The sequence below is a fragment of the Pseudomonas oryziphila genome, assembly GCF_003940825.1.
Taxonomy (GTDB): Bacteria; Pseudomonadota; Gammaproteobacteria; order Pseudomonadales; family Pseudomonadaceae; genus Aquipseudomonas; species Aquipseudomonas sichuanensis.
In genome coordinates this window covers 4,623,062-4,649,741 of record NZ_CP034338.1, presented here as the reverse complement: position 1 = coordinate 4,649,741, position 26,680 = coordinate 4,623,062, and the positions used below count along the sequence as shown (strand labels likewise).

29 protein-coding genes and 1 pseudogene are annotated in these 26,680 nt (G+C 63.7%); 20 read left to right on the top strand and 10 right to left on the bottom strand.

Annotated features, from left to right (window positions below):
- The first annotated feature begins 6 nt into the window (after positions 1 to 6).
- From EJA05_RS21820 to recX, 14 genes and pseudogenes are all read left to right on the top strand, one after another.
- Positions 7 to 582, top strand: a complete 576-nt coding sequence (locus tag EJA05_RS21820) for a tail fiber assembly protein (RefSeq protein WP_125859862.1) — start codon at positions 7 to 9, stop codon at positions 580 to 582.
- A gap of 97 nt (positions 583 to 679) precedes the next feature.
- A complete protein-coding gene (locus tag EJA05_RS21815; protein ID WP_125859860.1) occupies positions 680 to 1,846 on the top strand; it encodes a phage tail sheath subtilisin-like domain-containing protein in 1,167 nt (388 codons plus the stop codon).
- 13 nt (positions 1,847 to 1,859) lie between these two features.
- Positions 1,860 to 2,369 carry a phage major tail tube protein gene (locus EJA05_RS21810; RefSeq protein WP_110992379.1) on the top strand — a complete coding sequence of 170 codons (510 nt, stop codon included), beginning with the start codon at positions 1,860 to 1,862 and terminating at the stop codon, positions 2,367 to 2,369.
- Positions 2,370 to 2,381: 12 nt separating this feature from the next.
- Positions 2,382 to 2,684, top strand: a complete 303-nt coding sequence (locus tag EJA05_RS21805; protein WP_110992378.1) for a phage tail assembly protein — start codon at positions 2,382 to 2,384, stop codon at positions 2,682 to 2,684.
- A gap of 124 nt (positions 2,685 to 2,808) precedes the next feature.
- Positions 2,809 to 4,626 carry a hypothetical protein gene (locus EJA05_RS21800; protein ID WP_150132780.1) on the top strand — a complete coding sequence of 606 codons (1,818 nt, stop codon included), beginning with the start codon at positions 2,809 to 2,811 and terminating at the stop codon, positions 4,624 to 4,626.
- Between the two features lie 12 nt (positions 4,627 to 4,638).
- The gene (locus EJA05_RS21795; RefSeq protein ID WP_125859856.1) at positions 4,639 to 5,484 is read left to right on the top strand and encodes a phage tail protein; all 846 of its coding nucleotides are present in this window, start codon (positions 4,639 to 4,641) and stop codon (positions 5,482 to 5,484) included.
- Positions 5,459 to 5,665 carry a tail protein X gene (locus EJA05_RS21790; RefSeq protein WP_125465175.1) on the top strand — a complete coding sequence of 69 codons (207 nt, stop codon included), beginning with the start codon at positions 5,459 to 5,461 and terminating at the stop codon, positions 5,663 to 5,665. The genes EJA05_RS21795 and EJA05_RS21790 overlap by 26 nt, the downstream gene beginning before the upstream one ends.
- A gap of 51 nt (positions 5,666 to 5,716) precedes the next feature.
- Positions 5,717 to 6,763, top strand: coding sequence for a phage late control D family protein (locus tag EJA05_RS21785; RefSeq protein ID WP_125859854.1), 1,047 nt, complete (start codon positions 5,717 to 5,719; stop codon positions 6,761 to 6,763).
- Positions 6,764 to 6,875: 112 nt separating this feature from the next.
- Positions 6,876 to 7,043, top strand: a pseudogene (locus EJA05_RS28495) (zinc finger domain-containing protein); the annotation flags it as partial.
- Between the two features lie 28 nt (positions 7,044 to 7,071).
- Positions 7,072 to 7,623, top strand: a complete 552-nt coding sequence (locus EJA05_RS21775; RefSeq protein WP_110992372.1) for a glycoside hydrolase family 19 protein — start codon at positions 7,072 to 7,074, stop codon at positions 7,621 to 7,623.
- Positions 7,620 to 8,117 (top strand): lysis system i-spanin subunit Rz, encoded by a 498-nt coding sequence (locus EJA05_RS21770; protein ID WP_125859850.1) that lies wholly within the window; start codon positions 7,620 to 7,622, stop codon positions 8,115 to 8,117. Before EJA05_RS21775 ends, EJA05_RS21770 begins: the two co-directional genes overlap by 4 nt.
- 48 nt (positions 8,118 to 8,165) lie before the next feature.
- Positions 8,166 to 8,648 (top strand): CinA family protein, encoded by a 483-nt coding sequence (locus EJA05_RS21765; RefSeq protein ID WP_125859848.1) that lies wholly within the window; start codon positions 8,166 to 8,168, stop codon positions 8,646 to 8,648.
- A 104-nt stretch (positions 8,649 to 8,752) separates the two neighbouring features.
- Complete coding sequence (recA, locus tag EJA05_RS21760) at positions 8,753 to 9,820, top strand: recombinase RecA (protein ID WP_125465169.1); 1,068 nt, start codon at positions 8,753 to 8,755, stop codon at positions 9,818 to 9,820.
- A gap of 8 nt (positions 9,821 to 9,828) precedes the next feature.
- The gene (gene recX, locus EJA05_RS21755) at positions 9,829 to 10,299 is read left to right on the top strand and encodes a recombination regulator RecX (protein ID WP_125859846.1); all 471 of its coding nucleotides are present in this window, start codon (positions 9,829 to 9,831) and stop codon (positions 10,297 to 10,299) included.
- A gap of 48 nt (positions 10,300 to 10,347) precedes the next feature.
- Here recX and EJA05_RS21750 read toward each other — a convergent pair whose 3' ends face one another.
- Positions 10,348 to 11,466 carry an LOG family protein gene (locus EJA05_RS21750; protein WP_125465167.1) on the bottom strand — a complete coding sequence of 373 codons (1,119 nt, stop codon included), beginning with the start codon at positions 11,464 to 11,466 and terminating at the stop codon, positions 10,348 to 10,350.
- A gap of 306 nt (positions 11,467 to 11,772) precedes the next feature.
- Here EJA05_RS21750 and EJA05_RS21745 point away from each other — a divergent pair, with 306 nt between their 5' ends.
- Positions 11,773 to 11,973, top strand: coding sequence for a hypothetical protein (locus EJA05_RS21745; RefSeq protein ID WP_125465166.1), 201 nt, complete (start codon positions 11,773 to 11,775; stop codon positions 11,971 to 11,973).
- A 1-nt stretch (position 11,974) separates the two neighbouring features.
- On the opposite strand, the gene EJA05_RS21740 is transcribed toward EJA05_RS21745, so the two are convergent.
- Positions 11,975 to 12,397 (bottom strand): quorum-sensing-regulated virulence factor family protein, encoded by a 423-nt coding sequence (locus EJA05_RS21740; protein ID WP_110992365.1) that lies wholly within the window; start codon positions 12,395 to 12,397, stop codon positions 11,975 to 11,977.
- A 213-nt stretch (positions 12,398 to 12,610) separates the two neighbouring features.
- Here EJA05_RS21740 and EJA05_RS21735 point away from each other — a divergent pair, with 213 nt between their 5' ends.
- The 3 genes from EJA05_RS21735 (at position 12,611) to EJA05_RS21725 (ending at position 14,668) form a co-directional block, all read left to right on the top strand.
- Entirely contained in the window at positions 12,611 to 13,321 is a 711-nt protein-coding gene (locus EJA05_RS21735) for a tRNA-uridine aminocarboxypropyltransferase (RefSeq protein WP_125859844.1), read from the top strand.
- 255 nt (positions 13,322 to 13,576) lie between these two features.
- Complete coding sequence (gene erdR / locus EJA05_RS21730; protein WP_125465164.1) at positions 13,577 to 14,227, top strand: response regulator transcription factor ErdR; 651 nt, start codon at positions 13,577 to 13,579, stop codon at positions 14,225 to 14,227.
- A gap of 75 nt (positions 14,228 to 14,302) precedes the next feature.
- Positions 14,303 to 14,668, top strand: coding sequence for a diacylglycerol kinase (locus EJA05_RS21725; protein ID WP_011535182.1), 366 nt, complete (start codon positions 14,303 to 14,305; stop codon positions 14,666 to 14,668).
- Positions 14,669 to 14,671: 3 nt separating this feature from the next.
- On the opposite strand, the gene finR is transcribed toward EJA05_RS21725, so the two are convergent.
- The gene (gene finR, locus EJA05_RS21720) at positions 14,672 to 15,598 is read right to left on the bottom strand and encodes a LysR family transcriptional regulator FinR (RefSeq protein ID WP_110992362.1); all 927 of its coding nucleotides are present in this window, start codon (positions 15,596 to 15,598) and stop codon (positions 14,672 to 14,674) included.
- Between the two features lie 120 nt (positions 15,599 to 15,718).
- On the opposite strand from finR, the gene fpr reads away from it, so the two are divergent.
- The gene (gene fpr / locus EJA05_RS21715; protein WP_125465163.1) at positions 15,719 to 16,498 is read left to right on the top strand and encodes a ferredoxin-NADP reductase; all 780 of its coding nucleotides are present in this window, start codon (positions 15,719 to 15,721) and stop codon (positions 16,496 to 16,498) included.
- A gap of 77 nt (positions 16,499 to 16,575) precedes the next feature.
- Here fpr and tsaA read toward each other — a convergent pair whose 3' ends face one another.
- From tsaA to rimO, 5 genes are all read right to left on the bottom strand, one after another.
- Positions 16,576 to 17,271, bottom strand: coding sequence for a tRNA (N6-threonylcarbamoyladenosine(37)-N6)-methyltransferase TrmO (gene tsaA, locus EJA05_RS21710; protein ID WP_125859842.1), 696 nt, complete (start codon positions 17,269 to 17,271; stop codon positions 16,576 to 16,578).
- A complete protein-coding gene (locus EJA05_RS21705; protein ID WP_125465161.1) occupies positions 17,271 to 17,732 on the bottom strand; it encodes a YehS family protein in 462 nt (153 codons plus the stop codon). Before EJA05_RS21705 ends, tsaA begins: the two co-directional genes overlap by 1 nt.
- 48 nt (positions 17,733 to 17,780) lie before the next feature.
- Complete coding sequence (locus tag EJA05_RS21700; RefSeq protein WP_125859840.1) at positions 17,781 to 18,491, bottom strand: rRNA pseudouridine synthase; 711 nt, start codon at positions 18,489 to 18,491, stop codon at positions 17,781 to 17,783.
- Positions 18,492 to 18,611: 120 nt separating this feature from the next.
- Complete coding sequence (locus tag EJA05_RS21695) at positions 18,612 to 19,070, bottom strand: GNAT family N-acetyltransferase (protein WP_125859838.1); 459 nt, start codon at positions 19,068 to 19,070, stop codon at positions 18,612 to 18,614.
- 94 nt (positions 19,071 to 19,164) lie between these two features.
- A complete protein-coding gene (rimO, locus tag EJA05_RS21690) occupies positions 19,165 to 20,496 on the bottom strand; it encodes a 30S ribosomal protein S12 methylthiotransferase RimO (RefSeq protein WP_125859836.1) in 1,332 nt (443 codons plus the stop codon).
- Positions 20,497 to 20,731: 235 nt separating this feature from the next.
- On the opposite strand from rimO, the gene EJA05_RS21685 reads away from it, so the two are divergent.
- Positions 20,732 to 22,642, top strand: a complete 1,911-nt coding sequence (locus EJA05_RS21685) for a potassium transporter Kup (RefSeq protein ID WP_125859834.1) — start codon at positions 20,732 to 20,734, stop codon at positions 22,640 to 22,642.
- Between the two features lie 36 nt (positions 22,643 to 22,678).
- Here EJA05_RS21685 and EJA05_RS21680 read toward each other — a convergent pair whose 3' ends face one another.
- Together EJA05_RS21680 and mprF are read right to left on the bottom strand one after the other, a co-directional pair.
- Entirely contained in the window at positions 22,679 to 23,971 is a 1,293-nt protein-coding gene (locus tag EJA05_RS21680; RefSeq protein WP_125859832.1) for a virulence factor family protein, read from the bottom strand.
- Positions 23,971 to 26,613 carry a bifunctional lysylphosphatidylglycerol flippase/synthetase MprF gene (gene mprF, locus EJA05_RS21675; protein ID WP_125465155.1) on the bottom strand — a complete coding sequence of 881 codons (2,643 nt, stop codon included), beginning with the start codon at positions 26,611 to 26,613 and terminating at the stop codon, positions 23,971 to 23,973. The genes EJA05_RS21680 and mprF overlap by 1 nt, the downstream gene beginning before the upstream one ends.
- Positions 26,614 to 26,680: the final 67 nt, after the last annotated feature.

Sequence of the window (26,680 nt, the reverse complement as noted above, 5' to 3'; positions counted from 1 at the left end):
GGCAACATGCATACTTACCTTATCGAACCGTCCGGCGCCTTGAGTGGCCCCGTATCACTGCCGGAGGTGCCAGGGCTCGGCGCCCAGCTGCCGGCAAACGCCATCACCCTGGACAAGCCGCTGACCAAGCCGGGCACCGGTCTGGTGTGGGCAGTGTTTGACGGCCAAGCGCCTGTACAGATCGAGGACGACCGGGGCCTGTACTTTCGCACCGACACCGGCGCCCAGATCAACCGCATCGAGCTGGGTCCGTTGCCTGAGGGGCTGACCCTCGTGCCGCGTCCTGATGACCTGCACGTGTGGAGTGGCCATGCCTGGGTGCTGGACCCGGCTGCCCAGGCGGCCCGCGACGCCGCCAGTGAACGGGCATGGCGTGACGCTGAAATCGCCCGCCATGAATGGCTGGTGTCGCGGCATCGCGCCGAGCGCGACCTGGCTCGCACCACCACCCTGAGCGCTGAGCGCTTCGACGAATTGCTCGCCCATGTGCAAACCCTGCGCGACTGGCCGGCCAGCGTAGCTTTCCCATCCATCGATAAACGCCCCGTGGCGCCGCCATGGCTCGCCGAATACATCCAATGAAGCCCCGCACCGCCGGGGCTTTTTTTCACCCGTAAAAAACCTCTCAAGGCCCTGCACCCGCAGGGCCTTTTCATACCCGAACCTGGAGTAAACCTGTATGAGTGGATTCTTCCACGGCGTCACCGTGACCAACGTCGACACCGGCGCGCGCAGCATCGCGCTGCCGTCTTCCTCGATCATCGGCCTGGTCGATACCTTCACCGAAGGCCCGAACGTCACCGCCAAGGCCAACGACCTGGTGCTGATCACCAGCGAGCGCGACGCGGTTGCGGCGTACGGCCTGAATGCGCCGATCACCAAGGCCTGCCGCGCCATCTACAGCCGCGCCAAGGCGGTCATCGTTGCCTGCGGCGTGGCCAAGGTCGAGGACGCCGCCGAGCAAACCTCGGCGATCATCGGCAACGTGCTGGCCGACGGTAAACGTACCGGCCTGCAAGCGCTGCTCGACGGCAAAAGCCGCTTCAACGCCCAGCCGCGCCTGCTGGTCGCACCGAAACACAGCGCCACCCAGGCCGTCGGCACCGCGCTGGTGGCCCTGGCCGACAAGCTGCGCGCCATCGCCATCATCGACGGCCCCAACAGCACCGATGAGGCGGCCATCGCCTACGCCAAGAACTTCGGCGCCAAGCGCGCCTTCCTGGTCGACCCGGGCGTGCGCTATTGGGACAACGACGCAGAGGCCACTGTCGACGCACCTGGCTCGGCCTGGGTCGCCGGCCTGTTCGCCTGGACCGACCGTGAATACGGTTTCTGGGCTTCGCCATCGAACAAGGAGTTCGTCGGCATCACCGGCACCACCCGCGCGGTGGAGTTCCTCGATGGCGACGACAGCTGCCGCGCCAACCTGCTGAACAACGCCAACATCGCCACCATCATCCGTGACGACGGCTTCCGCCTGTGGGGCAACCGCACCCTGTCCAGCGACCCGAAGTGGGCCTTCGTCACCCGCGTGCGGACCATGGACATCGTCATGGACGCGATCCTTTATGGCCACAAGTGGGCCGTCGACCGCTCCATCACCGCCACCTACGTGAAGGATGTCACTGAAGGCCTGCAGGCCTTCATGCGCGACCTGAAGAACCAGGGCGCGATCATCAACTTCGAGGTCTACGCCGACCCGCAGTTGAACACCGCCAGCCAACTCGAGCAGGGCAAGGTGTACTGGAACATCCGTTTCACCGACGTACCGCCTGCCGAAAACCCCAATTTCCGCGTTGAAGTCACCAACCAGTGGCTGACCGAAGTCCTCGATTCCGCCGCTTAAGGAGCGCATTTACATGGCAATGATTCCCGAAACCCTGGCCAACCTGAACCTGTTCGTCGATGGCGTCAGCTTCCAGGGCGATGTACCCAGCCTGACCCTGCCCAAGCTCACCCTGAAGATGGAGGAGTACCGCCCTGGCGGCATGGACATGGCGGTCGAGATGGACCAGGGCATGGAGAAACAGGAAGCGGCCTTCACCACCACAGGTGTGCGCCGCGAGTCGCTGAAGTTCTTCGGCCTGGCCGACGGCAACGGCTTCAACGGCACCTTCCGCGGCGCCTTCAAGGGCCTCAAGGGGCAGATCAACCCGGTGGTGGTCACCTTGCGCGGCACCCTCAAGGAAGTCGACATGGGTGACTGGAAGTCCGGCGACAAGGCCGAGATCAAGCACAGTGTCGGCGTCACCTACTACAAGCTCGAAGTCGACGGTCGGCTGGTCTACGAGATCGATGCCTTAGGGATGAAGCGGGTGATCGACGGTGTTGATCAACTGGCCGCCCAGCGCGCCGCCCTTGGCTTGTAAGGAGAACCTGCAATGGCTCAAGCGAAGAAATTGCCGCAATGGATGATGCTCAGCGCCGAGCGGGTGACCGTGCGCCTGTCGCGCCCCAGCGAGGCCAATGGCCTGCAGGTGGACAGCCTGTCGCTGCGGGCGCCGACCGTGCGTGACATCCGTAACGCGCAGCTTGGTGGCGCAGGGGACGACGAGCAGCGTGAGCTGAACCTGTTCGCCTCCCTCGCCGAAGTCGGCGTCAAGGACCTCGAAGGCCTGGCATTGAAGGACTACAGCCGCCTGCAGAGTGGTTACTTTCGCCTGGTGCAGGACGACGAAGTTTGATCCAGCCCGGCAGAAGGCCGCTGCACGGCGGCTGGCCAAGGAGCTGAACTTTTCCGCCAGCGAGATCATGACCATGTCGTTCAGCGACATGGTCTGGTGGCTGGTGGATTGAAGGGAGATGCGGATGGCGAACAAATCAACGGTGGCGCAAGGCGCTGCCGATGCCACCGTCCCGACGCCCGCAGGCCCTCATGAGGGCCTGCCTGGTAGCGCGGTACCCAAGGTGGCGCTGGGAATCACACAGCGCGCTTCCGGCCTCGGCGGAGCAACCCGTGAGGGTGCACAGACGGGGCGAACGGAGGCAACAAAGGAGAGGAAAGAACAGCTCGAATTCTTGAATCTGCAGCAAAAACAGCGTGGGCTGCTTGAGCAACAAAAGGATCTGCTGGAGCAGGCCCCGCTCGGCCCCAGGCTGTCGAAACAGGCAGGCCAGACGGCACACGATGTCGTCACGTCGATCATGCTCGCGACTGGTGGTTACCTGACAGCGAAGGGAATCGCCCAGGTACCAATGACGATCGCCCAGGAGTATGACTCCCCGGGCGCCGTCCACCTGCCGCCGATTATCGTCAACGATGGTTTAGACAACGATCGTATTCCACTTGGTGCGGATGCGACGCCAGCCCCGCTGTCATTGCCCGGTGAGTCCCGCTCCGTTGAAGCCGGGCGCTTGGCTCAGATGCTACAGGCCGGAAAGTCAGCCTCTGGCATGGCTGCGCTGGATGCAGCGGTGAAGCTTACTGTCACTGCAATCACCGCCTCCACACCCGAGCAAAGGGGCGAAGGTATGGGGGCGGCCGGTGGTAGTTTCACGGGGGCCGTTTTGGGGGCCATGCTGGGCAGCCGCACCAAGGCGGGTGCCCCTGTGGTCTCGATGATGTTCGGCTTCGCCGGTGACAAGGTCGGCGGGGCGGTGGGGAAGGAGTTGATGGCCACGCCGGCAGGCGCACTCCATGGTTCTTCGAGTACTGGCGCTGGCAATGGGCAAGCGGATGCTGCGTCGCCATCGCTCTGGGAGTCCTTGTCGGCCACCTTGGGCGTGGCCACAGGGGTAGGTTTGGGGGCCGCGGCCCACAAGCACCGTGATCGGCTGCGTCGTTTCGGATGGGGCAGGGTTGACGATGAGCCTTATCCGCTGGGGGCGGATGCCGGGCCGTCGCCCACCGACATCAATCCCCCGGCCGAGCCGTCACCTACCAGCACCAAGCAATCGGCTGGGCGTTGGGCCACTGTCCAGGGGGCTGTCAATGACGCTGGCAAGCTGCCCTGGCTGGAGGCCGGGCTGAAGGGGGCTTACACCTTTGCTACAGCCAAGACGCCCGAGGAGAAGGGCATGGGGTATGGCGGGGCTATTGGCGGAGCTATTGGTACAGTGCTGGGAGGTGGGATCCTGGGTAAGGTCGTCGGGCCAACGTACGGGATGTTTATCGGTAATCTGGTTGGCGACAAGGTCGGTAGCCTGATCGGAGGATGGATCGGCAAGACGTTCTTCAAGCCAGCAGACAGAAAAGACAAAGCTGAGGCCGCTCAAGGGGATCCTCGCCAGGCTACGAACAAGGCGGCGGGAGAAGTCAGTGATACGCAGAAAGATACCCGCAGGGCCGAGCAGCTTTCGCCGAACACGCCACATGCCGTTCCAGCCGACAAGTACGCTTGGGGGCTGGCCGCGCAGTCCAGGGAGTCTGTTCAAGGATATTTGCCTCCTGCCCCGATGGTCCTGCCTGACGTAGCGTCAATCCCGACAGCGAGCCAGGGTGTGACCACGCAGCCCACCCCTCAGCAACTCACCTTCACTGCGAACATGCCCATCACTGTGCAGGGAAGGGTAGATGCCCCCAATTTGCTTACCGAACAACTCGAGGCGGCGGTCAAGCGCGTGATGGAGGATCTTTTCAAACGGGCCCCCTCCACACAGATGTACGACCCTGCGCATGCATATTGAAGAGGAGGACTCATGACCTATCTGGAGCAGCTGCAAGCCACGCTGCACGCCCTGGTCAAGGCGGGAGAGGCAGGGCGTCGGCGTGCCGACGCCATGCTCGACCCAATGAACGAGGCGATCGACCATATTCAAGGTGCGGTCGTCGAGCTGGAAGGGTTGCCGGTGGTCGGCCCGATCATCGGCGCCAAGTTGCAGCGCACCATGCGCGCCATCGAAACCGCCCAGGCACGGGTGGCCAAGGTGGTGGCCAAGTATGACCAGGCCGTTGCCGTGGTCCGCCAGGTGCGTGACCGCATCGACGGGTTCGCCGGCCATGTGGCCAAGGCCGGTGCGGCTATTCGGCGGATGGTGGGGGAGGTGCGTTCGACCGTCAACGGCGTGCTGTCGACCTTGGGCTTCGCGCCCCAGGCGACACCGGCGGCCGAGGCGATCAAGCCATTCCCCCATCTGCTGGTGCTGCAACCCCTGAAGGCTGGGGCCACGCCCTATTACTTCAACCTCGACACTGCGGCCTTCGACCAGTTGCGCCGGCAAACACGCTTTCGTTGGGCCGGGCAGGAGCGCCTGAGCCGCGAAAGCGCACAGCAGGCGGTCAGCCTGGGCGAAGAAAGCATCAGTATCCGCGGGGCGATCTTCCCCGGCTTCAAGGGTGGCCTTGGCCAGCTGCAGACCCTGCGCAGCATTGGTCGCCAGTTGTTGCCGCTGTCGTTGACCAGTGGCTATGGCGAGGTACTTGGCACTTGGTGCCTGACCAGTATCGAAGAGGAGCAAAGCCTGCTGCAGGCCGGCGGCATTCCACGCAAACAAGGCTTTTCACTGGAGTTCGTGAGCTATGGCCAGGATCTGCATAACGTCTGAAGGCGACCTGCTCGACACCCTCTGCCAGCACTACTACGGGCAGCTCGAAGGGATGGTCGAGGCGGTGCTGGATGCCAACCAGGGGCTCGCGGACGAGGCCCAGCCGTTTCGCGCCGGGGTAAGGATCGTGCTGCCGGAACGGCCTGTGGTGGCGAGCAATACCCTTCAACTGTGGGACTGACAGGGGGCTACGGTGCCGATCGCGCAGCGTAGCCCCCAGGGAGGCAGAATCATGAAACCTGTGTTCAGCATCCAGGCCGATGGCAAGGACATCACCGCGCTGATCAACGATCGCCTGTTGCTGATGCGTACCACCGACAAACCGGGCCTTGAATCGGACGAGTTCGAACTGCGCATCGATGCCCGTGACGGCGCCGTTGCGTTGCCGGCCCGGGGGGCGGTGCTCGAGGTGTTGCTCGGCTATGCCGGGCAGCCCCTGAACCGCCTGGGCCGTTACACCGTAGACGAGGTGGAACTGTCCGGCCCGCCCGACACCCTGGTGATCCGTGGCAAGGCCTGCGACTTGCGCGGCAGTGGCAAGACCATCCGCAGCGGCAGTTGGGAGAATGTGACACTGCAGCGCATCGTCGCCGAGATCGCTGCCCGCAACGGCTGGCAGGCGGTATGCCCGGTGACGGTGCAGATACCGCGTGTCGACCAGTACAGCGAGTCGGATTACAACTTCATCACGCGCCTGGCCCGCCTGCACGACTGCACCGGAAAACTCGCCAATGGCCAGTTGCTGGTGCTCCCGCGTCAGGGGCGACAGAGCGCCAGCGGCAAGGCCTTGGGTGTGGTCACTATCGCTCGCGACGAGGTTAGCCAGTGGCAGTTCCGCCTGGCTGACAGGAGCACCCACAAGGCCGTTCGCACCCGTCATATGGACAGTGCCAGCGGTCGCATGCAGGCCGTGGAACTGGCCAACGGCGATGCCCCGGATGGCTTGCAGGCGGTGCACACCGACCGCCATCTGTACCCCAATCGGGCCGCAGCCGAACAGGCCGCGAAGGCGCGCCTGGCTAGCTTCAACCGCGATACCGCCAGTGTGCGACTGGACATGCCCGGGCGTACCGACCTGTTCGCCGAACGCGAAATCGACGCCCGAGGGTTTCTGGCCGGACTCGATGGGCCATACCTGATCGAGTCGGTGGAGCAGGTGTTCACCAGCAGTGGCTGGCGCACCACCGTGCAGTGCAGCGGTGGCCGGCAGGGCAAGGCCAGGGCCAAGGGCGCGGCGCCGCGTCGCGCGACGTCGCTCAAGGCCCAGTGCACAGGGTGAAGGTTCCCGATGCCCGTGTGGCGGCAGGCTTTCTATAGTCGGCGCAGGCGTGCCTTTGAATGCAAGGCCGCCCAAGCCGACATCAGTGGTCAACCCGCCAGGACCTGCGCCTATGTTCATCGATTTTCGCTGTGGCCAGTGCCGCAAGCTGCTGGCCCGCATCACGCCCGCTTCCGAGCTCCAGATCAAATGTGGCCGCTGCCGCACGTTGAATCATGTGAAAGCCATGCGCTTCGAGCCATCGCCCCTGAGCGAATCACCGGCGGCACTGGCCGCCATTCGATCAGACCGCAATGGAGCCGCCATCGATGGTGTTAACCGAACCGCAATTGAAAGAAATCTATCCAGCAGCCGGCCAGCGGGTCACAGCCTTCCTGCCGGCGCTCAATGAGGCCATGGCCCGTTGGGAAATCGACCATCCAAAGCGTGTCGCCGCGTTTCTTGCCCAGGTCGGCCATGAGTCCGGCCAACTGCGCTACGTCAAGGAACTGGGTGGCGACCGTTACCTGGCACGCTATGACACCGGCAGCCTGGCCCTGCGCCTGGGCAACACGCCCGAGGCCGATGGCGACGGCCAGCGCTATTGTGGCCGCGGCCTCATCCAGGTGACCGGCCGCAACAACTACCAGGCCTGCAGCCGCGCCTTGTTCGGTGACGAACGCCTCCTGGCGCAGCCGCAGATGCTAGAACAACCACGCTGGGCCTGCGAATCGGCGGCCTGGTTCTGGCACTCGCGCGGGCTGAACGCGCTGGCCGACCAAGGTGAGTTCAATCGCATCACCCGCCACATCAACGGCGGCCTCAATGGCCTTTCCGATCGCCTGCTGCTGTGGCAGCGAGCCCGTGAGGTGCTGTGTTGAGCCGCTGGCAGCTCGGGCTTTGCGCGCTGCTCCTGCTGTTGGGGGCGGCGCTGGCCTGGCAACTGCAGGCCTGGCGCTATGGGCGGTTGCTGGCACAGCAGGAGCAGCAGCTGGTGCAGCAACGGCTGGATCAGGCCGAGGCGCTGCATGGCCTGCTGCTCGCCGAGCGTGAACAGCGCCAGGGGGTGGAGCAACGCCTGCACGAGAGTGAATCGAGACATTTCCAGGAGCTTACCGATGCGCAACAGACTCAGGCTCGCCTGCGTGACCGCCTTGCTACTGCCGATCTGCGCCTGTCGGTCCTGGTCGAGCGCGGCGCCAGCTGTGGCGCAGTGCCTGCCGCCACCGCCGCCAGCGGCCTGGATCATGGTCCCGTACGCGCCCGACTTGACCCAGCGCATGCTCGACGAATTATCGCCATCACCGACAGCGGCGACCGCGGACTGATCGCCCTGCGCGCCTGCCAGGACTATGTTCGTGCCTTGTCGCGGTGAGCCCTTGCCGGGTGTTAGGGTAGGGCGGCATTCACTCAGGAGCCCGTCATGGACCCGATCACCGCGCTTTCCACCCGCCTGGGCGAGCACCTGCGACGCCTCAATGCCCAGGTGACCACCGCCGAATCCTGCACCGGGGGTGGCATCGCCGAGGCCATTACCCGTATCCCCGGCAGCTCGGCCTGGTTCGAGGCGGGCTACGTCACCTATTCCAATACGCAGAAGACCCGTCAGTTGGGCGTCCCGCAACCGTTGTTCGCCGAGGTGGGCGCGGTCAGTCAGGAGGTGGTCGAGGCGATGGCGCGCGGGGCCCAGCAGGCCAGCGGCGCACGCTTTGCCGTGGCGGTCAGTGGTGTGGCCGGGCCTGATGGGGGCTCGCCGGCCAAACCGGTGGGCACGGTATGGCTGGCCTGGGCCGATGGGGCCCATGTCCGCAGCGAACGGCGTCACTTCGAAGGTGACCGCGAAGCGGTGCGCCGACAGACGGTAATCGCCGCGTTAGACGGCTTGTTACAGCTTGGCGCGGAGTAAATCGCCAAGCGGGGGTTTGCGGAAACGAATCCCTGTGGAATAATACTGGCTACTTATACAGTTATTCCGGCCGTCAGGGCCAAGTCGAACACGTGAGGATTTCAATGGACGACAACAAGAAGCGCGCCTTGGCTGCGGCCCTGGGTCAGATCGAACGCCAATTCGGCAAGGGCGCCGTCATGCGCATGGGCGACCACGAGCGCCAAGGCATCCCTTCCATCTCCACCGGCTCCCTGGGCCTGGATATCGCCCTTGGCATCGGCGGCCTGCCCAAGGGCCGTATCGTCGAGATCTACGGTCCGGAATCCTCCGGTAAAACCACGCTGACCTTGTCGGTCATCGCTGAAGCCCAGAAGAACGGCGCCACCTGCGCCTTCGTCGACGCCGAGCACGCCCTCGATCCGGAATACGCTGGCAAGCTGGGAGTCAACGTTGACGACCTGCTGGTTTCGCAGCCGGACACCGGCGAACAGGCCCTGGAAATCACCGACATGCTGGTGCGCTCCAACGCGGTCGACGTGATCATCGTCGACTCCGTGGCTGCACTGGTACCCAAGGCCGAGATCGAAGGCGAGATGGGCGACATGCACGTCGGCCTGCAGGCGCGTCTGATGTCCCAGGCGCTGCGCAAGATCACCGGTAACATCAAGAACGCCAACTGCCTGGTCATCTTCATCAACCAGATCCGTATGAAGATCGGTGTGATGTTCGGTAGCCCGGAAACCACCACCGGTGGTAACGCCCTGAAGTTCTATGCTTCGGTACGTCTGGACATTCGCCGTACCGGCGCGGTCAAGGAAGGCGACGAGGTGGTGGGTAGCGAAACCCGCGTCAAGATCGTCAAGAACAAGGTCTCGCCGCCGTTCCGTCAAGCCGAATTCCAGATTCTCTACGGCAAGGGTATCTACCGTAACGGCGAGGTCATCGACCTGGGCGTTGCTCACGGCTTCGTGGAGAAGGCCGGTGCCTGGTACAGCTACCAGGGCAACAAGATCGGCCAGGGTAAGGCCAACGCCGCCAAGTACCTGCAAGAAAACCCGGCCGTCGGTGCCGAGATCGAGAAGCAGATCCGCGAGAAGCTGCTCACTGCTGGCGCCGTCGCCGCTGCTGGCAAGGCCGCTGCCGTTGAGGCTGATGCCGACGACATGGCTGACGCCGACGCCGGTTATTGATCTGCCCCATGTCCGCCGTACTCGACACCCCGGTCGCCGTGCGGCGGACAGCCATGGACCTGCTTGCACGCCGCGAGCATGGTCGCGTGGAGTTGACGCGCAAATTGCGTCAGCGCGGCGCAACGGATGAGCTGATCGAGCCCGCGCTCGATCGGCTTGCCGAAGAAGGGCTGCTCAGTGAGGCCCGCTACCTCGAAAGCTTTATCCGCTACCGATCCAGTGCTGGCTACGGCCCCGCGCGTATTCGCGAGGAGCTGGGGCAGCGTGGGCTTGCCCGCAGTGACATTGACCAGGCCCTGCGTGAAAGCGAGGTGGACTGGGCGGCGCAGTTGCAAGATGTCTGGCAGCGCAAGTTCGCCGGTCAGCGCCCACATGACCCACGCAGCCGTGGGCAGCAAACGCGCTTTCTCGCTTACCGTGGTTTTTCCATGGAGATGATCGGGCGGCTGCTCAGCGGTCGGGATCTCGACGACTACTGATGCCTTGCATGGCTTCCTGAAGGGGGAGCCATGCAGGGCATTTTGCGTTCAGCTCACCTTCAACGCTTCTCGCGCCCGCTGGGTGGTGTGCATCGGCTGGGGCTTGGCCCAGTTTTCCGGCAAGTTGATAAAGTCCACCAGCTCACGCAGGCGCCCCTGGTCGCGGCCATTGAACGCGAATGTCAGGCGTGTCAGGTGGCTGAAATCCCCCTCCTCATGTTCGGCGCCACTGTCCGGTTGCTGGTGGTAACGGCCACTTAGACGCAAGTCGGCGAAACCTTCCTCGACGTCATGCAACGCCGCTTCGCTGAGCGGATGGTGCATGCGGATGACGAACTGGTTCTTCAACCAGCGGCTGGAGTGGTAGTTGCTGTAGAACTGGTTGATCTCGTCCACGGCCTCGTCGGCACTGTGCACCAGGCGCACCAGCTTGAGGTCGCTGGGCAGGATGTAGCGGTTCTCTTCCAACTGACGGCTGATGAAATCGAGGCAGTCGCGCCAGAAGCTGCCGCCGGGTGAATCCAGCAGCACCACAGGCACCAGCGGGCTTTTCCCGGTCTGGATCAGGGTCAACACTTCCAGGGCTTCGTCGAGGGTGCCGAAACCCCCGGGGCACAGCACCAGCGCGTCGGCTTCCTTGACGAAAAACAGCTTGCGAATGAAGAAAAAGTGGAACGGCAGCAGTTTGTCGGTGCCATCGACCGTGGGGTTGGCATGCTGCTCGAAGGGCAGGGTGATGTTGAACCCCAGGCTGTGGTCGGCGCCGGCGCCTTCGTGGGCAGCGGCCATGATGCCACCCCCGGCACCGGTGATGACCATTAAATCGGAGCGTGCCAGCGTCGCGCCCAACTCCCTGGCCAGGGCGTACATCGGGTGTTCCAGCGGGGTGCGCGCCGAGCCGAAGACCGTCACCTTGCGCCGTCCCTTGTAGCGTTCGAGGGTGCGGAACGACTGGTCGAGCTCACGCAGGGCCTGCAATGTGATCTTGGCGTTCCAGCGGTTGCGGTCGTCATGAGCCATGCGCAGGATGGTCAGCATCATGTCGCGGTACAACGGCAGGTTGGGGCTGTTCGGGGCTACCAGCTGCAGTTGCTTGTCGATGTTGCCCAGGTCGATACCCTGGTCTCTGAAATGGTTGAACAGAAGCTCATTCGGTTGGTAAGGCATTCAACGTCTCCTTCTGCAGCAAAACCTCTGACCGGGTCGATGGTGTGTCCCGGCCGCGGCACTGCGTGTGCCGCTGGCTGCTATGGCTCGAGTGTGCACCCCGAGCATTGCAGTAGGCCTTCAAGGCCATGATGCAGTGGCAATTCCATCTTGTTGTCGTTGTTGTGGGTCTCGTTATCAATCTAGACGCTGGCGCGCCATTGCGCCGCCCGCCCTGCAAGCGGGCCGTCGGTCAGGTCAGGCCCAGCCTTTACGGGGCTTTGGTTTACTGGAGGGGAGTAAAAGCGCGACGCGGGAGGTGGCGGTATGCATCGACTGGTGATCGAGGTAGATGGGCAACTGTTTCAGTTGCTGGCGCGCGAGGCGCAGGCCCATCACCTGAGCCTTGAAGGTGAATGCCTGCGTCGACTGCAAGGTGCAGAGCGGCAATCACGTTATCTACAAGCCTTGCTGGCCGAATTGCGCGCCGACGAAGAGCAACGGCGCGCTAGCGATCAGATGGCCTGAGTCACTTCTTCTTGTTGCCGGCCACGCAGCTGGCGGCATCGAAGGCCTGATCCATGATGGGCTGGTTGGTCTTGTAGACGGTGAAACGATAGACCAGCACTGCGCCCTTGGACATCAGTTGGCGGTAGCCGGTATTGCGGCAAACGCTGTCGCCCAGCTGGCTGCGTACCTGCTGCGGGTTGGCGCGCATGCGTTCGGCATGGCTTTCGCGCACGCTGAGGTGGTTGACCAGCGCCTTGCCTTTTTCGACGGTATAGCCTTGGTCGAGGATATCTTCGTTGATGGCGCGTGGGGTGCCGACGCTGCTTTCCTTGGCGACCTTCTCCAGCGTCTGTTTCAGCTCGTATTCCTGCTTGGAGGCGGCCTGGGCAGCCAGGGGCAGGGCGAGCAGCAGGCTCAGGGTCGGGGCAATTAGACGCAGCATGGATCTCTCCTGGTTCGATGACTGGCGCTTTGACCTGCGCCGGCAGGCGGCGTTCCCTGAAACTCGGTGTTTCCGGCCGCCACAACCGGCGATTATAAAGGAGCCGCAGGCGGGGCTGCACGGCAAATGACGCCGCCTCTGGTAGACTGGCGCCTTGTCATCCGTAGAGTCGTTTTTTGTGTTCGTCCCTTCTCAACGCCAAGGCCTGCAGCCATGAGCCATGCGGTAGCGCGGCTGCGCGCCGAGCGTCTGGCCCGCAGCATCAAACCTTTCGTCGCCCGCGGCTCGCGTGCCGAACGCTGCCCGCAGTGCCGGGTCATCGCCACGCATTGCCTGTGTGCCTGGAAGCCCAGGGTGCAGGCCGAGTCCGGCATGTGCCTGCTGATGCATGACACCGAGCCACTCAAACCCACCAATACTGGCTGGCTGATCGCCGACCTGATCGAGGACACCTCGGCCTTCGGCTGGCTGCGCACGTCGGTGGACGAGGGTTTGCTGGCGCTGCTGGAACATCCGCAGTGGCAGCCCTATATCGTCTTCCCTGGTGAGTTCGTCGCCCAGGAGCGGGTGGTCAGCGAGGTCGCCTGTGCACCGGGCAAGCGCCCGCTGTTCATCCTGCTGGATGCCACCTGGACCGAAGCGCGCAAGATGTTCCGCAAGAGCCCGTACCTCGACAAATTCCCGGTACTGAGCCTGCAGGCCGAACAAATGTCGCGCTATCGCCTGCGTCGTTCCAAGCGCGACGACCATTTCTGCACGGCGGAAGTGGCGGCCATGTGCCTGGACCTGGCCGGCGACAGCCAGGCTTCGCAGGCCCTGGATGCCTATCTGGATGTGTTCAGCCTGCATTACCTCAGTGGCAAGCGACGCCTGCCGCTCGACGAGCAGGATGAGGTACACCAGCGTTTGCATACCTTCCTATAGTCCAAGGGGCGGGCGCTGCGGATTGGTTCATACTGACGGGGCTGGCAGCCAGGGAGGTGGGTTCGACCGGGCAATTGGCTTGACCACTCGGTGCGTGCTCGTCATCCTTGGCGCCGATTCGGGCACGACGAAGCTGCTGTTACCCCGGACTTCGCCGTGCCGTCCCGGCCGGCGGCCCTGCCGTTCGCGCCTTGAGTTGCCTGCCAGGTGTATCCCGTATCCCCGCGCCTGGCACAGAACAGGATCCATAGATCGATGGCCACATACGAAATCCTGATTGCCGATGACCACCCGTTGTTTCGCAGCGCACTGCGCCAGGCCGTTACCCTCGGCCTCGGGCCGGACGTGCGGCTGGTTGAAGTGGCGAGCATCGCCGAACTGGAAGCCAGCCTGACGGAAAAGTCCGATTGGGACCTGGTCCTGCTGGACTTGAACATGCCCGGTGCCTATGGCTTCTCTGGCCTGGTCCTGTTGCGTGGGCAGTACCCGCAAATCCCGGTGGTGATGGTATCGGCGCAGGAAGAAGCGGCGGTCGTGGTGAAATCCCGTGAGTTCGGTGCCAGTGGTTTCATTCCCAAGTCCAGCGAGCTGAGCAAGATCCAGGAAGCGGTACGCAACGTGCTCGATGGCGATGTCTGGTGGCCACCCCAGGCATTCGAGAAGGTCGATGTATCGGCAGAGGCAAAGGCCGCCAGCGAGGGGCTCGCAAGCCTAACCCCTCAGCAGTTCCGGGTGCTGACCATGGTCTGCGAAGGCCTGCTGAACAAACAGATCGCCTATGAGCTGAGCGTGTCGGAAGCGACCATCAAGGCCCATGTGACTGCAATCTTCCGCAAGCTCGGGGTGCGCACGCGCACGCAGGCCGCGTTGCTGTTGCAACAACTTGAATCGGTTTCCGCCAGCTAAGTCCCTGCGCCTTCACGCTTTTTTGACCAGTGTCGGATTAGCCTGCCAGGCTTTCATCGATGAAGTGAGTGACACATGTCGCCATTCAAGGGCCAGACCGGCCTCAAACGGATTTTCAATGCTGCCGGCTACTCGCTGGACGGCCTGCGTACCGCCTTCAAGGGCGAAGCCGCTTTCCGCCAACTGGTGTTGCTCAATGTGCTGCTGATCCCGACGGCTTTCTGGCTGCCGGTGAGCCGTGTCGAGCGGGCGATCCTGATTGCCGTGTGCCTGCTGGGGCTGATCGTCGAACTGCTCAACTCGGCGGTGGAGGCGGCCATCGATCGTATTTCGCTGGAGCGCCATCCACTGTCGAAAAACGCCAAGGACATGGGCAGCGCCGCGCAACTGGTGGCGATGTCCATGGTGGCGGTGGTGTGGGGCGTGATCCTGCTGGGCTGACCTTCAGGCGATCGGCGGCAGGACGATTTCGTCGCTACGCTGCACGCCTGCGGTGAAGCTGCGGCACAGTTCGAGGAACTCGCGCATGGCCGAGGTCTGGTACTTCTGCTTGTGCCAGATGAAATAGAACTGCCGCGCCAGGTCCAGGGCCGGGGTTTCCACCGGCACCAGGCTGCCGCGGCGGAAGGCGTCGCGCAGGGCCAGGCGCGAAATGCAGCCGATCCCCAGGCCTGACTCCACCGCGCGCTTGATCGCTTCGGTGTGTTCCAGTTCAAGGCGAATATTGAGGTTGGCGCGGTGATGGCGCATGGCCTGGTCGAAGGTCAGGCGTGTGCCAGAACCCTGTTCACGCAAAATCCAGGCCTCATGGGAGAGCTGCTCGATGCTGGCGTGGCCGACTTTGGCCAGTGGGTGCTGTGGGGCGCAGAACACCACCAGTTCATCTTCCACCCAGGGCTGTACTTCCAGGTCAGGGTGGTTGCAATCACCTTCGATTAGACCCAGGTCAATTTCATAGTGGGCGACCTGTTGCACGATATGCGCAGTGTTCTGCACGTGCAGTTTGACCTGACTCTCCGGGTGTACCTGCATGAAACTGCCGATCAGCAGGGTGGCCAGGTAGTTGCCGATGGTCAGGGTGGCTCCGACCGCCAACGAGCCGAAGCCGGACTTGCCATTGAGCAGGTCCTCGATCTCTTTGGCCTGGTCGAGCAGGGCCACTGCCTGGGGCAGTAACTGATGGCCCAGGGCGTTGAGGCTCAGGCGCTTGCCGGCGCGGTCGAACAGTTGGCAACTGGATTGGCGCTCCAGTTCGGTGATCGAGGTGCTGGCGGCTGACTGCGACAAGGCCAGCACGCCCGCAGCCCGGGACACGCTCTGGTGCTGGGCGACGGCGACGAAGACCTGAAGTTGACGAAGTGTAAATCGCATATCTATATAACCGATAACACATATCTTGATAATTCAGTTAACAGATATTGTCGCTGCCCCTAAACTATCGCGCAACTGTGCGCCTTGTGCGCGCTGCGTTTTTCTTCAGGAGCCCCATCGATGAGCAACATGAACCACGAACGTGTCCTCAGTGTTCACCACTGGAACGACACCCTGTTCAGCTTCAAGTGCACCCGCGATCCGGGCCTGCGCTTCGAGAACGGTCAGTTCGTGATGATCGGCCTGCAGCAGGACAACGGCCGCCCGCTCATGCGCGCCTACTCCATCGCGTCGCCGAACTGGGAAGAGCACCTGGAATTCTTCAGCATCAAGGTGCCGGATGGTCCGCTGACCTCGCAGCTGCAACATCTGAAGGAAGGCGACGAGATCATCATCAGCAAGAAGCCTACCGGCACGCTGGTGCTTGACGACCTGAACCCGGGCAAGCATCTGTACCTGCTGAGCACCGGCACTGGCCTGGCGCCATTCATGAGCGTCATCCAGGATCCCGAGACCTACGAGCGTTTCGAGAAGGTGATCCTGGTCCACGGCGTGCGCTACGTGAACGAAGTCGCCTACCGCGAGTTCATCACCGAGCACCTGCCGCAGAACGAGTTCTTTGGCGAGTCCGTACGTGACAAGCTGATCTACTACCCGACCGTGACCCGCGAGCCGTTCGAGAACCAGGGCCGTCTGACCGACCTGATGCGCAGCGGCAAGCTGTTCAGCGATATCGGCCTGCCACCGATCAACCCGCAGGACGACCGCGCGATGATCTGTGGCAGCCCGAGCATGCTCGACGAGACCAGCGAAGTGCTGGACAGCTTCGGCCTGAAGATCTCTGCGCGCATGCGCGAGCCGGGTGATTACCTGATCGAGCGCGCCTTCGTCGAGAAGTAAGGCGAGCGCGGCAAACGAAAAACGCAGGCCTTGGCCTGCGTTTTTTTATGCCTGGATTCAGCAAAGCCGGTGCAGGCTCAACAATCCCGCACGACCTCCAGCACCCGGATCCGATCAGGATGAGGGTAGTGCCAGCGCACCTGCACATCCCAGAACTTCACCCCGTAAACCCGCTCGACGGGCGGTACCTGATAGGCAGGCCGCGGGTCCTGTGCCAAACATTGTTCGATCAACGCCACCAGTGGCTCATCCAGGCGCAGCGCATGCTCGCGAGCCTGTGGCAGGGCGCTTTCACTCCACTGTACGGCGATGGGCGCTGGTGCCGCGCCAGCCATCTGGTTGGTCGCCTCCAGGATGCTATCGGCATAAGGCACGTAGGGTTTGATATCCAGCACCGGCGTGCCGTCGAGCAGGTCGATGCCTGACAGCAGCAAGCGCCCAGGCTCGACGCCTTCCAGGCGCACCACCGACTGACCGATGCCGTTGGGGCGATGGGTGGCGCGGGTGGCGAACACCCCCATGCTCTTGTTGCCGCCCAGGCGCGGCGGGCGCACTTTCAGCCGTGGCTTGTCCTCCAGCGCTTCGTGGAACAGGAACAACAGCCAAACGTGGCTGACCTGCTCCAATCCCTCTACCGCGTCGCCCTGGTCGAACGGCGGCAGCAGTTCGAGCACGCCTCGCGCAGCTGGCGCCAGTTGCGGCTGGCGCGGGATGGCGAACTTCTCCTTGAAGCAGGAGCGGACGATGCCGACCGGCGAGACGGTGTGTTGCATCAGCCACGCACGCGCTGGGTGAGGCCCTTGAGGAAGTTGCGCAGCAACTGGTCGCCGCAAGGGCGGTAGTTGTCATGGCCGACCTTGCGGAACAGCGCGCTCAGTTCGGGCTTGGACACCGGGAAGTTGACCGCCTTGAGCACCGCGTGCAGGTCGTCTTCCTTCAGCTCGAAGGCCACTCGCAGCTTCTTGAGAATGGTGTTGTTGGTCACCGGCAATTCGACAGGTTGTGGCGGGCGGCTTTCGTCGCGGCCGCGGCGGTGGATCACCAGGCCGTCGAGAAAATAGGCCATGACCTTGTCCGGGCATTGCACGAAGCCGGGCTCTTCTTCTTTCTTCACATAGCCGGCAATCGCCTCTGCGGTTACCTGCAGGCCGGCCAGGCCGATGATCTCGGCCATTTTCTGGTCGTTGGCTTTGATCATGTAGCGCAGGCTACGCATGACATCGTTATGGTTCATTGCAGCAAATCCTGTTCAAGTGCCGCACCTGTGCGCGCGGCAGTAATGCTAGAAGCGTTCGGTGGCGGCGACATAGCGCCATTGCCCGGCTGGCAGCTTGCCCATCGACACGCCGCCCAGGCGGATGCGGCGCATGCCCAGCACTTTGAGGCCAGCGGTTTCGCACAGCGCCTCGATCTGCCCGCGTTGTGGGTTCTTCAACACCATGCGCAGATGCTGTTCGTTCTGCCAGCTGGCCTTGGCCTTGGGTAGCTCCACGCCCTTGCGCTCCACGCCGCGGGCCAGGCGTTCCAGCGCACCAGGTTTGGCCTCGCCGCTGACCTGGACGATGTATTCCTGCTCAAGGCGGCGCAGGTCGGCGTCGACCTTGCGGCTGACGCGCCAGTCCTGGGTGAACACCTGCAGGCCGCTGGCGCCCGGCAGCAGTGGGGCGATGCAGTCCTGGCGGGTGAAGTGGCCGTGCAGCGGGCGCAGGCCTTCGCGGTGGGCTTCGCTGAGGGTGGCCATGGACATGCCTGCCTGGGCGATTGTCACGTTCTGGCCAGCTTGCTGATTGAGCAGCAAGGTCACAGGTTCCAGGGTTTCGGCGCGGGCGCCAGGCAGCAGTTCCACGCGCTGGTCGACGATCTTGAATTGCGGCTGCTCGACCACTTCGCCATCGACCGTGACCCAGCCTCCTTCGATGTACAGCTCGGCCTCTCGGCGCGAGCAGCCAAGCTGTTCGATGAGGCGTTTGGACAGGCGGATAGGCTCGGACATGGACAATGAGTTCGCAGGGCAGGGAAAGCGCTCATTGTACCTGCCCCGGTAGGTTTGGGGCTGCAAATTGGTGTCATTTGCGCCATTTCGGCAAACAACCGCTACCTCGTAGGCAGCGCTTCACGGCGTTGCACGGACCCGTCGCATGTGCAGCAGTGGATAAGGCTGCCCCAGGCCGTCCGTTGCCGAGCGGCCAATGACCTCGAAGCCTTCGTGCAAGTAGAAGCCAAGGGCCTGGGGATTTTGTTCGTTGACGTCCAGGCGTTCGGCATTCAGTTCTGCCACTGCGTGACGCAGCAAAAGTTGGCCGACGCCCCGGCCGAAATGTTCGGGAGCGACGAACAGCAGGTCGACGCGACCATTGGCCACGCCGGCAAAGCCAAGGATGCGGCGGTCACGGTCCTTGCAGCAGACCAGCATCACTGCATCCAGATATTGGGACAGCACATGTTCACGTAACAGTTGGATGTAGGCGTCGGGGAGGAAATCATGGGTAGCCCGTACCGAAGCCTCCCAGATCCGCACCAGTTCCGGGTAGTCGGCATAGCGGGGGGTGTGCAGGGTCAGCGTCGGCTTCATCCTCGGCGACTCCGGTGTGCGTTGGCCTCTGCACAAACATAGATGCAAAAAAATACCCCGCCAGTGGGCGGGGTATTTTCAGTGCAGCGGGCTGTCAGACTGGCTCTGCCCACATGTCGTATTCATCGGCATCAACGACGCGGCAACGCACTTTGTCGCCTGGCTTGAAGCCGTGGTCGCCATCGATGAACACGCTGCCGTCGATTTCCGGCGCGTCGAAGAAGCTACGGCCTACCGAACCCTGCTCTTCGACTTCGTCGATCAGCACTTCGATTTCCTTGCCGATGCGCAGTTGCAGGCGGGCGGTGCTGATGGCCTGCTGGTGGGCCATGAAGCGGTCCCAACGTTCCTGCTTGACGTCATCCGGTACCTCGTCCAGGCCCAGGTCGTTGGCCGGGGCGCCCTCTACCGGCGAGTACTGGAAGCAGCCGACGCGGTCGAGCTGGGCTTCGGTCAGCCAGTCCAGCAGGTACTGGAAGTCTTCCTCGGTCTCGCCTGGGAAACCGACGATGAAGGTCGAACGGATCACCAGCTCGGGGCACTGTTCGCGCCAGTTCTTGATACGGGCCAGGGTGCGGTCTTCGAAGGCCGGGCGCTTCATCGACTTGAGCACTTTGGGGCTGGCGTGCTGGAACGGGATGTCCAGGTACGGCAGGATCTTGCCGGCGGCCATCAGCGGGATCACGTCGTCCACGTTCGGGTACGGGTAGACGTAGTGCAGGCGCACCCAGGCGCCCAGGCTGCTCAGCGCTTCGCACAGCTCGAGCATGCGGGTCTTGACCGGGCGGCCGTTCCAGAAGTCGGTCTTGTACTTGACGTCGACGCCGTAGGCGCTGGTGTCCTGGGAAATTACCAGGATTTCCTTGACGCCGGCCTTGACCAGGCGCTCGGCCTCGCTCAGCACTTCACCGACCGGGCGGCTGACCAGCTTGCCGCGCATCGACGGAATGATGCAGAAGCTGCAGCTGTGGTTGCAGCCTTCGGAAATCTTCAGGTAGGCGTAGTGGCGCGGCGTCAGCTTCACGCCCTGTGGCGGCACCAGGTCGATCAACGGGTTGTGGTCCTGGCGTGGCGGCACCACTTCGTGCACGGCGTTGACCACCTGCTCGTACTGCTGGGGGCCGGTGACAGACAGCACGCTCGGGTGCACGTCACGGATGCTGCCCTCTTCGACGCCCATGCAGCCGGTGACGATGACCTTGCCGTTTTCCTTGATGGCTTCGCCGATCACTTCCAGCGACTCGGCCTTGGCGCTGTCGATGAAGCCGCAGGTGTTGACCACCACCACGTCGGCGTCCTCGTAGGTCGGCACGACTTCATAGCCTTCCATGCGCAGCTGGGTCAGGATGCGCTCGGAATCGACCAGGGCCTTGGGGCAACCCAGGGAAACGAAGCCGACCTTAGGGGTGGCGGGAGTGGTGGACATGGCTAACCTCGGTATTGAATACAGGTCGCCCGGCCGGTAACGGGGGCGATCCTGGCGGGCGCTTTTCGCGCCTCTGATCAAAAAGTGCGCAATTCTAGCGAGCGCAAGGTCGCTTGACCAGCAGAAATACGACGAACGCTGCGCTATGCTTCGCGCCGTTGCGCAGGGGCCTATGGGATGCCCCGACGCGGATGGGAATTCAATCGGTCTAACAGGCCTTCTGCGGGAGTGGTCGATGGTTCAGGCAAGCAGTCACGCCGAGGGCGGGCACGAGGGTAAGCAGGGCGCGACGCGGTCGCTGGGCCTGCTCGTGGCAGCTGTTGGGGTGGTCTATGGCGATATCGGCACCAGCCCGCTTTACACCCTCAAAGAGGTCTTCACCGGAGGTTATGGCGTACCGGTCAACCACGATGGGGTGCTGGGCATCCTGTCGCTGATCCTCTGGTCGCTGCTGTGGGTGGTGTCGTTCAAGTACGTGATGTTCATCTTGCGCGCCGACAACCAGGGCGAGGGTGGCACCATGGCACTGACGGCGCTGGCACGGCGGGCCACGGCCAGCCATCCGAAGCTGCGCGCGCTGATGGTCATCTGCGGCCTGATCGGGGCCTCGCTGTTCTATGGCGACAGCATGATCACCCCGGCGGTGTCGGTGCTGTCGGCGGTGGAGGGCATGGGCCTGGCGTTCGACGGCATCGATCACTGGGTGGTGCCCATCTCGCTGGTGGTGCTGGTGGCGCTGTTCCTGGTGCAGAAGCACGGCACCGAGACGATCGGCAAGCTGTTCGGCCCGATCATGGTCACCTGGTTCCTGGTGCTGGGGGCACTCGGGGTGCATGGCATCTCGCAGAGCCCGGAAGTGCTCAAGGCCTTCAACCCGGGCTGGGCGTTGAACTTCTTCATCGTTCATCCGGGCATGGGCGTGGCCATCCTCGGCGCCGTGGTGCTGGCGCTGACCGGTGCCGAGGCGCTTTATGCCGACATGGGGCACTTTGGCCGCAAGCCGATTGCCCGTGCCTGGTTCATCCTGGTGCTGCCGGCGCTGGTGCTCAACTACTTTGGCCAGGGGGCGATGCTGCTGCAGAACCCCGAAGCCGCCCGTAACCCCTTCTACCTGCTGGCACCGAGCTGGGCACTGCTGCCTTTGGTGGGTCTGGCTACCATGGCTACGGTGATCGCTTCGCAGGCGGTCATTTCGGGTGCCTTTTCCCTGACCCGCCAGGCCATCCAGCTCGGCTATATCCCGCGCATGCAGATCCAGCACACCTCCAGCGACGAGCAGGGGCAGATCTACATCGGTGCGGTGAACTGGACGCTGATGGTCGGCGTGGTGCTGCTGGTGATCGGCTTCGAGTCGTCCGGCGCCTTGGCCGCGGCCTATGGGGTGGCGGTGACCGGCACCATGTTGATGACCACCATCCTGGTGTCGGCTGTGATGCTGTTGCTGTGGAAGTGGCCACCGGTACTGGCGGTGCCGATTCTGGTGGGCTTCCTGTTGGTCGACGGGCTGTTCTTTGCCGCCAACGTGCCGAAGATCGTCCAGGGCGGTGCTTTCCCGGTCTTGGCAGGGATCGTGCTGTTCGTGCTGATGAGCACCTGGAAGCGTGGCAAGCAGATCCTGGTCGAGCGCATCGACGAAGGCGCGTTGCCGCTGCCGCTGTTCATCGCCAGCATCCGTGTGCAACCACCGCACCGGGTCGAGGGAACAGCGGTGTTCCTCACCGCGCGATCGGACGCCGTGCCCCACGCGCTGTTGCACAACATGCTGCACAACCAGGTGCTGCACAGCCAGGTGGTGCTTTTGACGGTAGTCAGCGAGGACCAGCCGCGGGTCCCGGAGAGCGAGCGTTTCGAAGTGGAAGCCTATGGCGACGGTTTCTTCCGGGTGCTGCTGCACTTCGGTTTCATGGATGAGCCCGACGTGCCGGCGGCCTTGAAACTGTGCCATCTGGACCAGCTGGATTTCAGCCCGATGCGCACCACGTATTTCCTCAGCCGCGAGACGGTGATTGCATCGCGGCTGGAGGGGATGTCGCGCTGGCGCAGCAACCTGTTCGCATTCCTGCTCAAGAACGCCAACGGTAACCTGCGCTTCTTCAACCTGCCGTTGAACCGGGTGATCGAGCTGGGAACCCAGGTCGAGATCTAGTAACAGTTAGGGGCCGCATAGCGGCCCCTTTTCACATCATTTTTCAGCGACGCTGGACTTCCCCTGGCGGGTCTCGATCTCGTTGATCAGGCGCTTGGCCAGTGCCGGGTAGTTCTCGTCGAAGTGGTGGCCGCCGGGCAGCTTCAAGCGTTCACCCACGGCAGTCTTGTCGGTGCAGCCGCTTTCGTCGGTTTCCTCGACACCGTACACGCAGACCACCTTGGCGGCGGGCAGCTTGGCCATCTCCAGCCCGGTCGGGGCTTCCTGGCCTTCCTTGCCCAACCAGCCCTCGACCTCGATCTCGAAGCTGCCGCTGCGGGCGAAGGCCAGCAGGATCACCGCATCGACGCGTTTCTGGTCTTCTTCGGGCAGGCGGTTATAGATGGCTGGCAGTACGTCGGCGCCGAACGAGTAGCCGGTCAGCACGAAACGTTTGGTGCCCCATTTTTGGCGGTAGTGCTGCATCAGCTCGGACAGGTCGGCGGCGCTTTGCTCCGGCGTCTTGTGCTGCCAGTAGTAGCGCAGGGTGTCGATACCCACCACCGGGAAGCCGAGCTTGGCCATCTCGCCGGCGACGTCGCGGTCCAGGTCGCGCCAGCCACCGTCGCCCGAGAGGAACAGGGTGACGGTGTCGGTGGTCTGCCCGGCCGGGACTTCGACTACCGGGATCGCCAGGGCGTTGCCGTCCTGGCCGACCAGGGCTTGGGTGAGCTGAGCCTTGAGTACCTGGGGCAGGTGGATGTCGTAGTCGGCAATGCTGGTCTCGGCGTTGGCCTGGTCGCGTACGAAGGCGGCACTGGCATCGTCCGGGTTGTCGTTCCAGGCCACGTTCCAGTGGCCGTGGGCGGCGGATTTGGGCAATGCAACCTGGCAGCCCGGTTGTTCAAGGGTGAAGTCCACCGAGATGGCGCGGGCCTTGTCATCGCCCTGCGTGGCCAACCAGCGCCAGGCCTGGGCGGCGCCGGGGCCGATGCCGGCGACCACGGTGGGTTTGTCGGACAACTGCGCCAGTGCCTCATTCATGGCCGCCTGCTGTTTGCCGCAGTCGGCCGGTGGCAGGATCACCTGCACCAGTTGAGCTTCGCCGGCCTGGCTCAGGTCCAGCAGCTGCTTGTCGCTCAAGGCCTGCTCCTGTGGCACGCCGATGGCTACCCGGGCCTTGGCATGCACGCCAGGGGTGGCTCGGGTCAGGCTGCTGCCGTCGCCCAAGGTCAGGTGGTCCAGGCGCGCTTCTGGGGCAGGGCGGGTCCACAGCCAGAAGGCAGCAGCGCCGGCCAGGGCGGCCAGTAGCAGGGGAATCAGTACGTACAGCCAATAGCGTCGGATCATCAACGTTTCACCAATCCAGTCAGGCCGCCAGCGATCAGGGCGGCGGTATCAGCCAGTGCCACCAGCGGGTCGAGCCCGGCCGGCACGGCCATGTAACGGGGTTCCCAGTCCGGCTGGAACTTGTCCTTGAAGCGCCGCAGGCCCTGGAAGTTGTACAGCTGCTCGCCACGCTGGAACACCATCGAACCCAGGCGTTGGGTCAAGGGTGCACCGCGCCGCGGCTGCAAGCCGGAAAGGGGGACCATCCCCAGGCTGAAACGGCCATAGTCATGGCTCTTGTAGTGGAGGATCAGGCCAACCATCATGAATTCCATGGTCAGCTTCGGCGCGTCCGGGTGGGCGCGCATCAGGTCCAGACTGGCCAGCTCGTTGCTGTGGGTTTCCAGCAGGTTGGCAAAGGCCACCGGGCGGCCCTGAAAACGGATCAGCGCGATACGGAAGTGCTGCAGGTATTCAGGGCTGAAGCGGCCGAGCGAGAAGCCTTTCTCGCGCACGTTCTTGCCTTCGAGCCAGGCGTCGGAGATTTCCTTGAGCTCGGCCAGCGGCGCTTGGCCGGGCTCGTGCACCTCAAGGCTCAGGCCGTCGCGCCCACCGCGGTTCCAGGTGTAACGCAGGTCCTTCATTTCCTTGCCCTTGGCTTCGAGGTCGAAGCGGCGCAGGTCGACCCGGGCTTCCTCGCCCAGCTTGATCGCGGTCAGGCCGATGTCCATGTAGAACGGCAGGTTCTCCGCGCGCACCTGGTAGAACACCGGGCGGGCGTGGTGCAGGTCGCACAGGTCGCGGAACTGCCAGATCATCTCGGCGCGCTCCTGGGCCGGCCCGATCGGGTCGTACAACGCCACCAGGCTGCGGCCACGGCGGGCGTACATGAGGAAGGCGTTGTCGCTGGGATGGAACAGCAGGGCCTTGTCGCCGGTCAACGCCAGGCCACCGTCGGGCTGGTCGGAGGCCAGCAGGATGCGGTTGGCGCGTTGCAGTTCGTCTTCGGTGGGCAGGTGGATCACCGGGCGCGCGGTGCGCAGCAGCCAGGTCAGGGAGACGATCACCAGAAGTACGGCGCTGCCCATGGCTGCGCGCAGGCCGCGTGGGGCATCGGCATCAAGGGTGAACTGCCACCACAGCTTGTGGGTGTAGGGTACGTCCTGATAGGCGAACAGCAGCAGCCAGATCGACGCACCGACCACGCAGGCGCTGGCCACCAGGTACACCGGCGAGAACGGCAGCTCGAGCAGCCTGCTGGGGCGATAGAACGAACGGCGGAACAGTGCCAGCAGGGCAGCGGTGAGGCACATGAGCGTGGCCTCTTCCCAGTCGAAGCCCTTGAGCAGCGACAGGACTGCGCCTGCCAGCAGCAGCACGGTGGTCAGTAGCCAGGCGGCTGACAGACGGCGGCGCAGGCCCTGGGCCAGTAGCAGGCACAGCACGCCGATGAGGCTGGCTCCGAAGTGCGACGCATCGATCAGCCGGTGCGGGATCAGGAAACCCATGTGTTCCAGGCGGCTGTCGATCTCGGGGGTGGCGCCGGAGAACAGCAGCACCACACCGGAGAGGAACACCAGGATTGCCAGTACCGGTGCAGCCAGCCCGGAAGCCGCGCGGATGGCTTGTTGGGCGAACAGCAGGCGGCGCGCTTCGTTGGCCAGCAGCAGTACGCACGCCAGCAGCAGCGGTAGCACAACGTAGATGAGCCGGTACAGCAGCAGTGCGGCGGCCAGTGGTGCGGCGCCCAGCTGGTTGGCAAAGGCGGCCAGCAGGATCGCCTCGAATACACCGACACCGCCGGGTACGTGGCTCAGCACACCGGCAGCCAGTGCCAGCAGGTAGACCAGTACAAAGGCACCGAATGGCGGCGCTTCCGGCAGCAGCAGGTACAGCACTGTGGCGGCGGCGGCTACGTCCAGCGCGGTGATCAGCAGTTGCAGGCCGGCCAGGCGAGCGCTTGGCAGGCGCAGGGTGCGGCGGCCGAACTGAACCAGCAGGCTGTCCTTGTGCGGTTGCTCTGCCAGGCGGCGACGGTACAGGCCCAGGACCAAGGCAGCGGTCAAGGCCAGCACTGCCACGGCAATCCCGCCCAGCAGCGGCGCGGGCAGGCGCAGTGCAGTGGCTGCGGCCGGCAGATTGCTGAGGGTGGCCAGGGCAGCCAGCGGCGGCAGCGCACATCCCAGCGACAGGCTGGCGAACACGGTCATGCGTGCGACTTCCGTAGCGCTCAGACCCTGGCGGGCATACAGGCGATAACGTACCGAACCACCTGAGAGCATCGACAGGCCGATGGCATTACCGATTGCGAAGGCGCTGAAACCACCTAGCACCAAGGTTCGCGGCGGCAACTGCACCGCCGCGAAACGGCTGGCCGACCATTCGTAGCCCAGCAGGATCAGGAAGCCGACTGCAGTAGCCAGCAGTGCTCCCAGCAAAGCGTTGGACGGCACGCTGAGCATGGCGTCATGCAGCGCGTAGATGTCCAGCTCGCTCAACAGGTGACGGCAGGCAATCAGGCCCATGGTGAACAGCACCAGGGTCAGCGCGAGGCCCAGGGGTTGGCGGTACTTGCTCAGGCGTTCCAGCCAGGGCAGGCGTTGTGCAGCCGTAGGCAAGGCCGCAGTCAGCGGTGCCTGGGTTTCGGGGGTGGGGGCGGTCATGGGTTACCCCGTGCGATCAGCGCGAGGTGCAAGCGAGCTACGGCCAAGTGAAAATCCCTTTGGAAAA